This is a genomic window from Pseudobutyrivibrio sp. (genome assembly GCF_017471675.1).
Classification (GTDB): Bacteria; Bacillota; Clostridia; order Lachnospirales; family Lachnospiraceae; genus Pseudobutyrivibrio.
In genome coordinates this window covers 1-15024 of record NZ_JAFUSK010000068.1, presented here as the reverse complement: position 1 = coordinate 15024, position 15024 = coordinate 1, and the positions used below count along the sequence as shown (strand labels likewise).

Genomic DNA, 15024 nt, shown 5'->3' with positions numbered 1-15024 from the left:
AAACTTCTCCTTTTATACAGAAAAAGTATTATCAAGATAATCCTCCATCTTTTTACGTTTAATAAGCCTTTTACTACCTACCCATAACACAAAGGGACAACTATTTGATTCAGTCATTTCTCTAAGCTTATTTATGCCAATATTAAAATAAGCAGCTGCCTCTTCTAATGTTAGATTTGATTTTTCTGCTATAGATACCTCACTCCTCATAAGCATCCGCCCCCTTTCTTAATAGTAGTAGACAAATTTTCACCTACAAATGTAGAAAAATCTGGATAGTACATTTGATAGTCTTTTAGATTATTAGTTAACCAATACTTACAATCCGCATTTCCAATATATTTATTTTGTATTAATTCTTGAATGTAACATAAAAGCCAATTTACAGCTTCAATGCCCCATATTTTTTTCATTTTATATAATGTACTCATAACTCCGGAACCATTAAATATATATGCTATATTCTTAGATAATTCATAGCTTCTATTTCTTGGAGCTCTCAGCCTATAATCTCCGTTCGAGATAGCATCCAATATTCTCTGTGTATATAACGTTGGTTTTTCCGCCACACCTTTATTTACATTCATAAAAAAATATTTATTGCACAATGTAGAAGCTATTAACTCCAAAAGCTCTACATCGGTTTTAATCTTAAATAATTCATCAGATAATTGATGTGCATAATCATTTCTAAATACTCCTTCAAAACGAACCCAACTATTACATTTCACAGCCTTTTCTAGCTTATTACCATTATTAGCTATCTGTTCTTTTCGTTTGTTGTATATTCGCAATCGTGAATTTGATTTATTTGACCCCACATAAATAGTCTCTACTTCCTCACCAACTATCCTGCCTTCATATTTCATTGGAACTTTACGGTATTCTACTCTATGATTTAATTCATTCAATTGCTTTCTAAATACGGCTACTCTTTCATCCATCAACGTCTGATATATTTCAGATATATCGATTGGCTCATCAATAAAATCTGCTGTCAAATCAATTCTAGATAATCTTTGGTCATACTCTCTGTCTGATACTTTTTGCAAAAAACTACTGACCGTCAGTCCTGTTTTCTCCAAATAAAAGTCAAGCGCTTTAGCAGAAAATTTCACAACTATTCCCATTGTCATATGAAATTCATGATATGCTACTGCAAAGTAAAAATCATGACAGCCATATTTATATGCAATTGTATATCCAGCTGGCGCTGTTCTCTCAATGCTTCTATTTCCAAATACTCCTACTAAATCTGCATTACGTTCAAATTTATGTATCATGTATTCGGCAATGTCTTTCCATTCATATACTCCATATAGCAAATTACAGTTATCTGTGTATTGTAAGACATCTGTAATTTCATCAATACCAAACTCAATCAAATAACCACCTCCATTCTATTGAGGGCATCAGATTCGTCACCTTTTTTCTGCAACCCCCGTGATTACATCACGGGGGTTGCCATTTTGAATGACTTCAATATGTCAAATTTTAGAGATGGACATTGTACTATTTTGGGTGTGGGTGCGATCACAGGCTCTGTGAATACACCCTCACCAACTTTATAATGTCGATTTGGAACATCAATACCTGTTCCAAATGCTGTCACATAAGTTTGCTGTTCCGAATTACCTAGCACTAGCTTCAATGGAATGTTGTCTCGAAGCGATGTACTAATTAAATTTGCATCCGATTTTTGCATTATAATAAGCATAAAGAATCCTAATTGCCTTCCCTGCAAAATAACCTCAGACATAAGTGCATTCACTTTGTCACGAGTCTTCTTGTCCTCATTTGCTAAAACAGAGACAAAACTTGCATATTCATCGAAACAAAATATATATGGCGTTTTTCTAAAAGTAGAATAATCAGCATCTAGTTTACCCCGCAATAATTCTGCTATCTCCTTTTTTCGATTTTGCATAGCTAAAACAAATTCTTCCAATTTATCAATAATGTCTGCCATGTCAACAGCAGTTTTATCTGGCGCTATCTTGTTTCCAAGTACAGCTAGCGAACTTCCTTTAGGGTCAGCAAAATATATCACGTAAGGTTTTCGTTTGTTAACAAATTGCAACAAAATATTATACAAACAATATGTTTTACCACTTCCCGTTACGCCTACAATCAAAGTATGTTGCAAATTTACAACACTCCTTTTATCCAGAAAAATCTTATACAACGGTATCTGGGAATTATACTCTCTAAAATCTTCAATACTTTTAAAATCCAATTTAAAGCTAATTGAGCCATCTAAAAATTCATATACATAATAATTTCCATCATCTGTTAGATAATGACGTTCGACTACAAATTTCTTAAGCGCAGATGTCAATACTACATCATCTAGCTTTTTATCAAATTTTATCGAGTTTTCTACTTTTAACGTTCCTCCGCGCATATTTTTATCAAATTCAATTCTGATTCGTGGAACCTCAATATACTCTCCACGTTGTATATACATTCCAGCATCTATCATCTGTCTTTCTAGTGAGTGCTTAACATACATATGCCAAAAACAATATCGCACCCCCTTATATATCTTGTTGCTAAACAAAACCTCCATTGTCAAAAATAATAAGCCAATTACCCCTATTCTTAACGAAACTATCGATATATCATTAATTACAGAATAGCTATATTCTTTATATATGCTCTTTGTGCTGTAGCACAGCACAAAGAGTACCATTGAGAATAACAATATCACTAGTCTCGTGGCATCACGCCTACACATTAGTCACTCCTACTTGAGCTTTACCTGTTGGGACTGACTGTCCAGTTTTCACTGTCTTAGCGCTAACCTTAGATTGTATCTTTTTGCAGTCCCTAAATCTAAGTATCAGGTTGAAATCAAATGCATATGAATGCTCTTCATCGAAATCATATAATGCTACAATATCACCCTTTTCAAAATCTGTATTACGATTTAACACTGTTACATCAAATGTCTGATATACGTTATTATCACGTGGTTTCCCTGTTTTTTTATCCACACCATAATCAGTATCATCATACATAACTTGCAATGTCAGACGCTTTCCATCAGGTAGTTTCCCATTCTTATCAGTGTAGTCACTACACGAAACCACCCTAAATTGATTATGCATTGCATCTATCAATTCTTGTCCTTTAATGATTGTTTTTGTATATAAAAATGTGTTTACTAACATATTATTTCCTCCTTATTCTGGAATATAGTTTAATAGTATCGCTGCCTCATCAGAACCTTGTATGACAAGCTTAAATGTCTTCAGACTTACTATAAGCGGTTTCTCTGCTGTACCCGAATCCATATACTTCTCAATCTTTCTCCTAAGCTTTGCAACTTTCCAATGAGGATAGTCTTCGAAATTTACTCCTTGCACAGCAAGTAAGTCTCCCATTTGTAGGGGTTGAGTATAGTAATCAATTTTCTTCAACTAATCACCTCCTTTACTTAAAATTAATCATTGAGCTCATCGATTATGCTTATAATAATGTAAATAATCCAACGTTTCATTAGTTTTGCCATTTCCACATTTTTCACTAAAATTTCACCTCTATCCCTTATAATTACTATGTTTTTTCAATTACACGTTTTTTCAAATAATTACACGTTTTCAATATTTATTACATTTAGGAGGGTACTATGAGTGATAAACCTAGAAATGACTTTACAGAAATCTTTGATTTGTATGAAATACGAAAAGATACATCTGCAGCTGCAAATGCCAGCGAATTTATCAGACGTCAGTTAGACAAATACCACAAAGGAAAAAAACTAAGTGAATTAACGGATTTTGAACGAGAGATTTTTATATATATAACCATTAGAGATAAAATGCTTGAAAAATATGTGAATAGCAAAAAACGCCCAAAAGTTAGGAATAAGATTAATGCCTACTTATCAGCTCACCTTACAAATTACAAAAAAGAAATCGACAATAAACAAACACTTAATGACAGACTTTTCAAACAATACTTCTTCGCCGATTCTACTGATGAAGAGTTAAAGGAGCAATATTTATTATTTAAAAGCGCCATAACTGATTTCAATCCCTCTGTTGTTCCACCAACTTTTGAAGAATGGAAAAATGTGCATTACATTCCCTATTTTTATATTATGGACTTTGAAAATAATAAAATGAATAATATCCCATCTGATGATTACGAGACCCACATTACCACTAGCATGCTTGACCATTACATCTTGTATGCCCTAGTAAAGCAATTTGAATCCATTACAGAAAAACGACTTAATATTGCTCTTATAAAAGAAGCTTATGAATATGTTTCTAATTTCCCTTCCGACTTTTATGATATGCCATCAAAAGATTACAAGCAAAAATTCAATATCTCAGACGATGATTATAACTCAATGATTCTAGATTATGTATTACTTGAAAAATATCAAACAATTCTTCGTAACTACGATTTTTTCGAACCGATTAACTAATAAAAATATTCACAATTCATTGACTTATCCAATTCAGTTGCTATAATAACCTTAGGCAAGAAATGAAATTAGAGTTTCAACAATGAAGCAAAAAAGCTAGGAGCTGCAACTCCTAGCTTTTTCTATGCCATTTTGGTCAAGGTGGCTTATGCCTTAGGCTCATTGCCATTATCGTCGCCGTCGAACCATTTGCAAATATAATAGGCTGTTATACTTGCCATAACGGAAACTAGAAATGAAATAAGAATTTCCAATGAAGCACCCCCTTTCTGATGCCTAGTCTAGGGGTGGCAACGTCCATTAGTATATCACTGTAAATATATCTCCACAAGTAATTCAGCAGTTAAATAATTATGTACTTTCTCTTGATGTATCACATAGATTAGAAGTAGTCAATCAATATATGAGCTTGCGTATGACCCTCTAATTGTGCACACCAATCGAACCAAATGACTATTTTTCTTCATCATCTGGGGTTGGATTCATCAACTTGTGTGTTCCAACCGCATATAAATGACCCACGTAAACTCACATATCTGTGAGTTTACTAAAAGAAAAAAGCCCGATACATCTCGTATCGGGCCTGTAATTTGAATTTTAGTGCTGTAATGCGCTACACCACAGAGTAGATGTGGAATATGAACTGATATCAACTATATTAACACCAGACAATTTATCATTTGTGTAATGAATGCGTGTACCTTGGTCATCAATATCATAATATAAATTTGGACACTGAACACAACCAAATGACTGTACAGTAGCACCAAGACGACCTGTGTTTACTAGACCTGCATCTGCTGTAAATGTAGCACCGTTAGCAACAAGATAATTATAAACATCAGTTGCTGTATTAAGCCCACGGGACTGCATCCAAGAACTAATATATTGAGCGTTAACACCGTTTGTTACAAATGTGTCTGTATACCATACACCGTTGCTGTTAAGTATTGCGTTATCGTCATAATTAGTATAACCATAAGCTTTCATATCACCTAATTCATACTCAGCAATATCTGAATTATAAATCAGTTCTGTACCTGAACAATCAGCATATGGATTGAATCCACCTATACCATCAGACGATAAATAAAAACCACAGCAACGACCGCCAGTGTTTTCAACATAACCGTTATCGTGAACGAATATTCCATCGTCCTGCCAATACATAGGTGATACTGTTACAGCTGGATTTGCAGCAAAACCTAAAGTAATTAATTCCTGTGAATTATAAGACTTTCCGCTGATGGTTAAACCATTAGACTTGAGCATAGTTGCTACAAAATCATTTACTACAGCGTTGCTACTATAAGTTGTAGCTACAGCCTTCTTTGAAGACTTTTTACCCTTTGCTTCAGATGTGATTGATGTACTTGTTACAACAATTGCGCATACGAGAGCAAGTGTTAATACTTTTGATAAAAACTTTTTCATAAAATTGTTACCTACCTTTCATCCCCTCGCGGAGATTTCAAACATAAATCCAATATCGTTATTATACCCCCCCTATCCGCAAATTGTCAATGCTTTTATAACCTTCTTTGTATGGCACTTCATTTATACAAACAAAAAAGCACTGAATCATTGTAGATTCAATGCTTTTATCACACTATCGCATGTTCTCTTTTTTGTTTTAATACAATTTTGCCCCTGCTGGGATATGATTATCAACCATAATAAGATGCAATTCTTCCTCATCAGAATCTTTAAAGTTGTTAACTGCTGAGAGTAACATTCCGCAAGACTCGATACCCATCATAGCACGTGGTGGAAGGTTTGTTATAGCAATAAGTGTCTTACCTACAAGTTCCTCTGGTTCATAGAATGAATGAATACCAGAAAGAATTGTTCTATCTACACCTGTACCATCATCAAGAGTGAACTGAAGAAGCTTCTTCGACTTAGGTACAGCTACACATTCCTTAACCTTTACTGCTCTAAAATCACTCTTTGAGAAAGTCTCAAAATCTACTGTCTCTTCAAATAAAGGTTCAATCTTTACATTTGAAAAATCAATTTTCTCTGAAGGAGTCGTAAATTGGTCGTAAGACTGACCTTCAACACCGTTAGAAGCCTTATTTTCCTTCTTTGGTGCATCAAGACTCTTCATTGTTGGGAACAACAGTACATCTACTCCTCTTATACCCGATTATCCCTTATTATGTGGGTTTTGCTTCACCAACCAACTGGCTTTTATACCTGTTTATTACCGCTTATTCCTCGAATTAATGTTACAGGAATGTTGTATTCGGTAATCAGTGTTACAATTTTCTTCGATAAAGACTCTTTAAGAGTCATTCTACTTTTTGGCTTTCGCCAACTGTGACCTTATCAGAAAAGGTCGTTTAAATCATACGAGAGCATTTCAAAGATTTCCTTATTCTTCTCATCAGTAGCATCTGCATATACCTCCAACGTAGTTCTGATGTCCTTATGACCCATAACTGACTGGATGACTTTCTGATTACTACATTTCTCACATAGACGAGTTGCAAATGTATGTCTCAATATGTGGCATGAGAAATTAGGTAAATAAACTGGTTCTCTATGCTCTCTGGCGGCTTCAAGCTCCTCTTCATTATTATAACTTGAAATAATGCGCTTGATAACACGATTTACAGATTGAGGATTCATAACGTCACCAAATCTGTTCAGAAAAACAAATCCTGTCATGCCATCAAGATAAGGCTGCTCTATACCTTCTTCATCCTGCTCTTCTTTTGCCATTTCAAATGCATCTTTTACCTGCTCCAGTATAGGAATCTTTCTTATTCCTGCTTCTGTCTTTGGAAGATGCACCTTTAATACTGAGGTTCTTGTTCCTTTAGTTGGATAATAGGCTACTGAGTGATTTATCTCTATAAATCCTTTCTCAAGATCTATATCCTCCCAGCGGAGACCTAAGCACTCTCCTATACGTGTGCCTGTTCCCAGCAGTACTGTGAACAATGGCCACCAATGGCTATAGATAGGATGATTTGCCACGTAATCCATAAATGCTCTTTGTTGAGCTTTGGTAAGAGCATTCTTCACGCCCTTACTCTTCCCCGATTGCTTAACCACATCGGCTACCACTCCATCTGTGGGATTTTTCCTAATAATATCATCCCTTACTGCGAGTTCAAATGTCGGTCTTAACATACAGTGGATGTTATCAAGAGTTGCTGGTGCTAAATCCAGCTCATCAAGCAGATACAGATAAAACTGCACCACATCTGAATACTTGATATCCGCTATCTTTCTTAAGCCAAACGATTCTCTCACAAAGCGGTCATACATATATGTGTAATTACTGAGGGTAGAATCACGTAAGCTTTTTCTGGTCGAAATGTATCTGTCAAAAGTCATGTTGATGGTAGCATATCCTCTGACATAAGCATCCAATCCGTCAAGCTGGTCTCTTTTAAGCTCTGTTTCTTTATTTCTAAGCTCTACCAGCGAATTGGCATAGATAAAACGTCTCCTGCCCATTGGATCTGTGAAGGTATATACATACTTTCCATCACTTTTGCGAACACATTCGCCCCTTTTTAAAATGTTTCCTTTGCTATCTCTTCTCTTTGCCATGTTATCTCCTTAAATGAAAAACATGACATGTCTAGAAATAAGCAGGACTATCATCCTTCTCTATTATGAATCAACTTAAAGGCTGATTCAAGCTAAAAATCTAACCATGTCATGTCTTATTGTGCCGATTATCAATTCTTAAAATACGTTGTGTGCTTCGATATAATTACCCATTATCTTCTTATTAATAAGGACAGCTTTTGTAAGCTTACGATATGCACCACATTCCTTAGCTACCTCTATAACAAGGTCATAACCCATACCATAATTGCGTGCCGCTTCCTTTGGTCTTAGGTACTCTACATCGTCATACTGATTTCTCTTTGGTGTTGCCATTAAAATATCCTCCCTATGCACATTTGCTTAGCTGCAAGTTAATCAAGTCACTGTCTGTATCCGACTCCATAAAAAATATGGAATTTGCTTTTACCGTGGCTCTTGAGCGGTACAATCTTGTCCTTACCGCATCGTGTGTCAGACCAAAATCATCTGCCAGCTCTATATATGTCATATTTGTATTAAGGTATTTGACATAAAGCCTGTAGTCATCGTCATTCAAAGAATCCAACTGACCGCTGACTATATCGTAATCATTTCGCATCAGTTCTATCGTTTGAATCTCATTACGATGTTTGAAAAAATCATCTGCATCTTTGAGCGCATTTCTCCAGTCTCCACGGTGAATGGCTTCCTGTATCTCTAAACGATTTACAACCTCGTTGCAGGTTGGATCACTGATACCCGAAGTCTGTACCCTAATGCCAATATCACCAAGGCGTTGTCTTCTGTTAAACTCACGCTCTCTTTTGATAGTGGCGCTTAAGCTTTTTTCATAACCGCTAAGGATTCTCTCAAACCCAGCAAAGTTGTTTAAGATGATATCCACCCGCTTGCTGGTTGATGATGTACTGTAAAGCTCAACAATATTTTTTCTAGCCATCGTTCCCCTCCTTTGAAATGATGTTGTGGAAATTTCCTTGAATCTTAAGACTCTTCTATCATAGAGCAAAATACCCACATAATGCGGTCTCAATGCGTTACACCATGTTCTCAATTTGTGACATAAAAAAAGGAGCAGCTATATTTGCTACTCCATAATCAACTATGTCGTGTGATTTATTCTATATTTGAATCATCATCAATCATAGGAATATTTACAAGTTCCTGTAATTTCTTTTGTAATATCGCCTTATCAGGAAGTTTCAATTTGTATTCAGCAACAAGCATCGGTGACATCGTTCTGCTCATTGAGTATTCTACCACTTCATCATCCTTTGTTGCGCACAACAGCAGACCGACACTTGGATTTTCTTTTTCCTTCTTTACCTGCCTATCCAATGCTTCAAGGTAGAAGTCCATTTTTGAAACATATTCAGGTTTGAATTTCCCGACCTTAAGCTCTATTGCTACCAAGCACTGTAATTCTCTATGGAAGAAAAGTAAATCAATCCTGTAGTCCTCTCCTCCGACTTGTACTCTGTATTCTTCGTCTATGAAAGTAAAGTCTTTTCCAAGTTCAAGAATAAAATCTTTCATATTGCGTATGAGGGCTTTTCTTAAATCATTTTCATGAAATTCATTAGGCAAATCCAAAAATTCCATGACATATGAGTCGAGAAATGGATTCTCACCAAGCTTCTTAACCTCTTCAGGAAGCAAAACCTGTTTAGAAAGCATATAACGTTCATAATATCCGCTATCCAGCTGCCTCTGTAACTGCCTCTTGGAATAATTTTCCTTTATGCATAAGCGGATGTAAAACTCTCGCTCTTCATCCGACTTACATCCTGACATTATCAGCAAATGATTAGTCCAGCTAATTTGTGTCACCAGTGGTGTCACAATTTCATTTCCAGCATAAGTTTCATAAAATTGCTTCATTCTGTATAGTCCACGCCTGTTAAATCCCTTGATGCCAGGAAATGCTGATTGAATCTCTTCGGATATTGAATCAATATAGGCATCGCCAAAGGATGCAGTCTTAGCCTCTTTATGAAGATACTCTCCTACCTGCCAGTACATATTAATAAGTTCTTCATTTACTTTGCGTAAGGCATTTTCTCTTGATTTATTGATAATTTCAATCAAATTGCCTGCTGCAACTCTTATCTCATTGTCTGCCATATTATTCCTTTCAAATTTGTGTCACCACTGGTGACACAAATACAAATTCATATAAAACTATTGATTAGAATACCACAATCGCAAATTTCTTTAAATATCGAGGTCAAATTTCTTGACCACGATACTTTGCTAAAACCTTCATCTGTTCAAGAGCAATCATACGCATACGTGAATCCTTAATATCGAAATATGTCTCACGCAGCTCTTCATATCCCAGCACCATTTCCAAATCCTCTTTTTCTATTTTCATCGGTGCCAGCACTCCCTTTAAAATCCAGTCAGTTGTCACATTGAATCTCGCAGAATATTCCAGCAGCGCATCAATCGTAAGTGTCCTCTTACCACTTTCAAACTGCGACACCATACTTCTTGATCCTAAATGCAGCTCCTTGGCAAGCTTCTCCTGACTGATGCCTGCATCCAGTCTCAGTTCCTTCAATCTTCCTCCGATTGTTCCTAAGTTTTTGATTTCCATTTTTCCTCCAATCTGGAGTTCTCACAAAACGGAAATACAAACCGCTGCCAAGAGCATTACTATAGTTACATTGCAAAATTAAAAGAGCCTACAAAACTCGAATAAAACCTATAGGTCTTAACCCATTGGTCATATCTCCGTTTTGCAGACTCCATGATGATCCCAGTCAGCATTTTTCAGCTGCTTTCGTCAAATCCAGCTCTTGGCAAACTCTTGGTAGTGATGCTGTTCCTGGCTCTAAAGCTCTGCACTAGTCCAATCACTACCTCATCCATATTAAATTGTTATATTACTGAGTTTCCTCAGCTTATATCAGCCATCAAGACAGCTATCGAATTGATGACGATACTTATCAAGTTGTTCAGTCATTGAGACATTTTCGTTGCCATCTGTTACAACAGTAGTAACTACACTGTCTGCTATACAAGCTGTAAAATCCACTCCGCATTTACAGTGGTATTGCAATCTTCCAAAGTTTGCTCTTAAAATCCTATTACCACAAGCAGGACAATTAACCCACAGACTACTGTTGCTTTTCTCTTTGTCATGTTTCATAACCAAATATCTCCTTCTAGTAATATTCCCCTCAAGCAATGGTATGATTATAACATTTAAAACTCTTTAAGCAGTCCTCATTTTGTCCGCACTTACTCCACGCTTTGTCCGCAAACATTCCGCACTTCTTCCGCAAATCTTCCATTAAACAATTCCAAGTGCTTTATCTTCCTGTTCCCTTGCCTCTGCATAGTTCCAAAGTGTGATACCAAACAAGGTCAGCGCAGCCTCTCTTTTCTTATAAAAAGCTGACTTTCTCAGGTTACAAGCTTCAAAGAGCTCCAAATCACTCATGTAGTGATTCTGCAGATAGCTAAGCTCCAATATTTTTTTATAAATTGCCCCATCAGGTGGAAAATTGGAAATCTTATCAATTACCATGCTGATTTTATCATCTATCCATTCTACAGAGAGCGCATCCCAAACAAAGGCTTTCTGCCTCTCAAATGATTCACTTACTGGCAATCTCATTATTGCCAAGAACTCTCTTCTAAGCTTTTGCTTCTGCAGCGTTTCCTCTTCTTTACTGATTGAGCTTTTCCTTGGAACAGCTGCTATTTTTGAATCCTGATATAGTGTAAAAAGGATCTTGGAAAGAGCATACACATCCTTTGGATCAAAATCTGCCTGCTCGCACATGAAAGCTATCCTCTTATAAGCGTCTAATTGTCTCATGATAAATACTCCCCTCAAAATACTTACATACAAAAAGCAGGAAGAATCAGTGAAACTTCTCTCATTCTTCCTGCTATAATCCTAAATGCCATGTTGTCCCTCAAACTACAAAGTTATCACATGAATTTTATTCTTCTAATTGCTCTGGGTCATAAATCTGCATATCCAGCAATATATCAGCATATGTAATAAGTCTTTCGACCTTCCGTCGTTCAAGTCTATGCTTCTTTTCAATTAAGTCCATATCACTTGGGGTAAGATTCGTTCCATAAGTCTTACTTGTGTCAAATGAAAAGAAATCACCTACTGTCATATCAAACGCTCTACATACCGATACTATAGTCTGTAAATTTGGATATGTTTTTCTTTCCAAGAGCCTCTTTACTTGCGTGTCCGTCACGCCCATTTCCTTAGATAGCTTATATCTACTCCAGCCCTTATCTTCCAGTATCTCTTCAATTCTGTTTTGCATATCTACTACAGTCACAGTATTCACACCTCCTTACTATTATGAAAGTGTTTGTACTGCTATATTGTAGTAAAAAGCTATCATAAAAATAATCATCTGAAAGACAGTAACTACTATCTTTAAAGGCACTAAAAAACAGAGGCTACAAACACCTCTGTTCTCTATCGTATTATTCTAATTTTGCTCCAGCTGGTATTACATCATTCAGCATCACAAGGTTAAGCTTCTCTTCGCCATTTTCTTCATGGATTGCTGACATAAGCATTCCGCAGGAGTCAATCCCCATCATGTTACGTGGTGGAAGATTTACAATTGCGAGAAGTGTTTTCCCAACAAGCTCTTCAGGCTCATAAAATGCATGGATACCTGAAAGAATTGTTCTGTCTGTTCCAGTACCATCATCAAGTGTGAACTGCAATAGCTTCTTGCTCTTTGGTACTGCAATACACTCCTTAACTTTCACTACTCTAAAATCTGACTTGCAGAATGTATCAAAGTCTACAGGCTCTTCCTCAAAAGGAATAAGCTTTACTCCTGACTCCTCTGCCTCTACTGCCTCATCTATTGGTGCTTCAACTACTGCCTCGACAGCTGCGTTCTCTACATTAATGTTATCCATAATACAAAAGCTCCTTCCGTTAATATGCTTTTACATACTAACAGAAGAAGCTTTGATTTACCATACATCATTTTAAACACGAATAAATGAAAGTTTATTTCTTGTTTTCTTTTTGAAGTTTCTTAAATATCTTCTTAGCAGCTTTTATATCTTTGCCATCAATATAATACGCAATTGCTGTCTTTCCTATTGACTCTGTTCCTGCAAATGCAACCGTAGAACTAACAGCTGAGCCAGCGCCAGGAAAAACACCATTTAACAGTTTGGAAGCTTGTTGAGCAATTATTTTGAAAATCTGACCTGCTCCTGCAACTCCTCCCAGACTAAATATAAATTCAATCGCAGTTTCCAAACTAATGTCTCTTCCACTAAGCGATGCAATCAGTGTTACTAATATGCCCTGCAAGACTACCAATACATAAATATCTGCAATCGGAATTGGCGTTATCGCAACTGTTGCAGATATACCTGCAAAAATATTTGTAAGATGATTAGACAGTCTCCTTACAAGTTCCTCAAGCCTAAATGCCATTCTCAAACCCATCTGAGCTTCTGTGTCAACAATAGCCTTATCCAACACCTGTAATAACTTGTCGATATTATATCTACCATCAAATGCAATCTCTAGCTCTTCAATGTCATGTTGTGGCAAATTTTTTATGTTTTCTGGATCAATCTCTAATCCATCCTTTGTCTGCCAATCTATAAGTGCAGATACCCCAATGATGTCGTCAATTTTAAGCCCATTGTTTACAATTATGCTTTTAAAATACTTAACAGCTTCTTCAATCTTATCTATCTTATTCTGAGGGTATTCATCTGCTGTTTTGAATCTTGTCGGTGACATCTCATCACATTTATTTACAGCTACTATTACTGGCAATCTCACGTTGTTGATTTTATGATACTGTGCAGCGATATCCTTCATGAATAATGCATCTTTATCAACATCATCCCTATGTGTACAATTTAATACTAAAATGGCTACATCAGGAGAAAATTCCGTAATCTCATTTACAAGAGTTTTTTCGGCACTACTTTCATTTAAAGCCTCAGATTCAGCGATTCCTCTGGTATCCAATATTTCCATCAAAGTTCTATCATTATCAGTGCAATTATAAATCTTAGTACCATCCGTGCAGCTTCTGACATCACCGACTTCTGCTACATAACCGCCACATAATGCATTTACAAGACTACTTTTCCCAGCGCCAGTTCTACCAACAAGGAATATTCTTGGTGGACGGTTCTTTTCAATTCCCTCCATCAATTCTTTTAATTCCTTATCGCCAAGAATCTTATCCTTAATCATTTTCCTAGTGTCCGCTGGGATAGAATCAGGCAATTTATCCATCATCTCATCAAGTTTTAAATAGAAATCTTTCATTTTCTTTAAGCGATCATTAATACCTGCTCCGTTTGCCATATGAAGCCCCCTCTTAATATGAATTGCCTATTGTCAAGTTTTCACCATACCAATCTAAAACAATTATATCAGATATACCCAGCGTTTATGCGATTTTTCTGCAATTAGTAATTCAATATTCTGAACAATTCCTCATCCAAATATTTCTTCAAAATCCCCTCAGCATCCACATTTCCAAATCCACCATAGAACTCTTCTGCCACTCCACCAGCGATAGCTCCGAAGGTATCACTGTCACATTCGAGGCTAAAGATATTTCTCATGAAACTCTCATAATCAGTACTTTCATAGAAGCATCTCATAGCTGCTGGAACTGAGCCTTGGCAGCTCTCATTCCATTTATAGCGAGGTCTTATCTCATCAAGACTATAGGCGATACTGTATTCGTACTCTTCCTTTGGGTACTGCTCCAGCACGTAATCATAGATTTCCTGCTTGCTCTTACCATGCCTTGCCATCCAAATACAGGTAGAAGTTACTACCGCACCCTTGATACCTTCTGGATGATTATGTGATACCGCAGCTGCCTTTTCTGCCATGCGCTGCATTTCTTCGTAATCATCATAATGCTCACCGATAAATGATGTTCTCATAGCTGAGCCATTACCCCAGCTATTATAAGGATTATGATTATCTTCATTTATCCAGCCGAAAAATCTACCGCCATAGCCGCAAT

General features: G+C 36.4%; 18 protein-coding genes and 1 pseudogene. 1 reads left to right on the top strand and 18 read right to left on the bottom strand.

What is annotated here, in order from left to right:
• Nucleotides 1-12: 12 nt before the first annotated feature.
• From IJ535_RS10900 to IJ535_RS10880, 5 genes are all read right to left on the bottom strand, one after another.
• On the bottom strand, nucleotides 13-210 hold the full coding sequence (locus tag IJ535_RS10900; RefSeq protein ID WP_294302579.1) for an excisionase: 198 nt from the start codon (nucleotides 208-210) through the stop codon (nucleotides 13-15).
• Nucleotides 207-1385 (bottom strand): replication initiation factor domain-containing protein, encoded by a 1179-nt coding sequence (locus IJ535_RS10895; RefSeq protein ID WP_294302576.1) that lies wholly within the window; start codon nucleotides 1383-1385, stop codon nucleotides 207-209. Before IJ535_RS10895 ends, IJ535_RS10900 begins: the two co-directional genes overlap by 4 nt.
• 62 nt (nucleotides 1386-1447) lie before the next feature.
• The gene (locus tag IJ535_RS10890) at nucleotides 1448-2482 is read right to left on the bottom strand and encodes an FtsK/SpoIIIE domain-containing protein (protein WP_294302574.1); all 1035 of its coding nucleotides are present in this window, start codon (nucleotides 2480-2482) and stop codon (nucleotides 1448-1450) included.
• Nucleotides 2483-2729: 247 nt separating this feature from the next.
• The gene (locus IJ535_RS10885) at nucleotides 2730-3173 is read right to left on the bottom strand and encodes a hypothetical protein (RefSeq protein WP_294302571.1); all 444 of its coding nucleotides are present in this window, start codon (nucleotides 3171-3173) and stop codon (nucleotides 2730-2732) included.
• Between the two features lie 12 nt (nucleotides 3174-3185).
• Entirely contained in the window at nucleotides 3186-3422 is a 237-nt protein-coding gene (locus IJ535_RS10880) for a hypothetical protein (RefSeq protein ID WP_294302569.1), read from the bottom strand.
• Nucleotides 3423-3631: 209 nt separating this feature from the next.
• Between IJ535_RS10880 and IJ535_RS10875 the strand changes: the two genes are divergently transcribed.
• The gene (locus tag IJ535_RS10875) at nucleotides 3632-4438 is read left to right on the top strand and encodes a hypothetical protein (RefSeq protein ID WP_294302566.1); all 807 of its coding nucleotides are present in this window, start codon (nucleotides 3632-3634) and stop codon (nucleotides 4436-4438) included.
• A 597-nt stretch (nucleotides 4439-5035) separates the two neighbouring features.
• Here IJ535_RS10875 and IJ535_RS10870 read toward each other — a convergent pair.
• From IJ535_RS10870 to IJ535_RS10810, 13 genes and pseudogenes are all read right to left on the bottom strand, one after another.
• A complete protein-coding gene (locus IJ535_RS10870) occupies nucleotides 5036-5872 on the bottom strand; it encodes a hypothetical protein (RefSeq protein ID WP_294302563.1) in 837 nt (278 codons plus the stop codon).
• 199 nt (nucleotides 5873-6071) lie between these two features.
• A pseudogene (locus tag IJ535_RS10865) lies at nucleotides 6072-6569 on the bottom strand (lysine--tRNA ligase); the annotation flags it as partial.
• A 200-nt stretch (nucleotides 6570-6769) separates the two neighbouring features.
• Nucleotides 6770-8005 carry a site-specific integrase gene (locus IJ535_RS10860; protein ID WP_294302561.1) on the bottom strand — a complete coding sequence of 412 codons (1236 nt, stop codon included), beginning with the start codon at nucleotides 8003-8005 and terminating at the stop codon, nucleotides 6770-6772.
• A gap of 138 nt (nucleotides 8006-8143) precedes the next feature.
• A complete protein-coding gene (locus tag IJ535_RS10855; RefSeq protein ID WP_294302557.1) occupies nucleotides 8144-8341 on the bottom strand; it encodes a DUF6462 family protein in 198 nt (65 codons plus the stop codon).
• Nucleotides 8342-8354: 13 nt separating this feature from the next.
• Nucleotides 8355-8945 carry a hypothetical protein gene (locus tag IJ535_RS10850; RefSeq protein WP_294302554.1) on the bottom strand — a complete coding sequence of 197 codons (591 nt, stop codon included), beginning with the start codon at nucleotides 8943-8945 and terminating at the stop codon, nucleotides 8355-8357.
• A gap of 176 nt (nucleotides 8946-9121) precedes the next feature.
• On the bottom strand, nucleotides 9122-10129 hold the full coding sequence (locus tag IJ535_RS10845) for a PDDEXK nuclease domain-containing protein (protein WP_294302551.1): 1008 nt from the start codon (nucleotides 10127-10129) through the stop codon (nucleotides 9122-9124).
• 103 nt (nucleotides 10130-10232) lie between these two features.
• Nucleotides 10233-10604: a helix-turn-helix domain-containing protein gene (locus tag IJ535_RS10840; protein ID WP_294302549.1), complete on the bottom strand. Its 372-nt coding sequence runs from the start codon at nucleotides 10602-10604 to the stop codon at nucleotides 10233-10235.
• Nucleotides 10605-10916: 312 nt separating this feature from the next.
• A complete protein-coding gene (locus tag IJ535_RS10835; protein ID WP_294302547.1) occupies nucleotides 10917-11159 on the bottom strand; it encodes a hypothetical protein in 243 nt (80 codons plus the stop codon).
• Between the two features lie 144 nt (nucleotides 11160-11303).
• Nucleotides 11304-11834, bottom strand: a complete 531-nt coding sequence (locus tag IJ535_RS10830; protein WP_294302543.1) for a hypothetical protein — start codon at nucleotides 11832-11834, stop codon at nucleotides 11304-11306.
• 127 nt (nucleotides 11835-11961) lie between these two features.
• Complete coding sequence (locus IJ535_RS10825) at nucleotides 11962-12321, bottom strand: helix-turn-helix domain-containing protein (protein WP_294302539.1); 360 nt, start codon at nucleotides 12319-12321, stop codon at nucleotides 11962-11964.
• Between the two features lie 151 nt (nucleotides 12322-12472).
• Complete coding sequence (locus IJ535_RS10820; RefSeq protein WP_294302536.1) at nucleotides 12473-12922, bottom strand: methionine--tRNA ligase subunit beta; 450 nt, start codon at nucleotides 12920-12922, stop codon at nucleotides 12473-12475.
• A gap of 94 nt (nucleotides 12923-13016) precedes the next feature.
• Nucleotides 13017-14348 carry a GTPase gene (locus IJ535_RS10815; RefSeq protein ID WP_294302535.1) on the bottom strand — a complete coding sequence of 444 codons (1332 nt, stop codon included), beginning with the start codon at nucleotides 14346-14348 and terminating at the stop codon, nucleotides 13017-13019.
• A 104-nt stretch (nucleotides 14349-14452) separates the two neighbouring features.
• The coding region (locus tag IJ535_RS10810) for an ADP-ribosylglycohydrolase family protein (protein ID WP_294302534.1) at nucleotides 14453-15024 on the bottom strand (572 nt) is incomplete at its 5' end.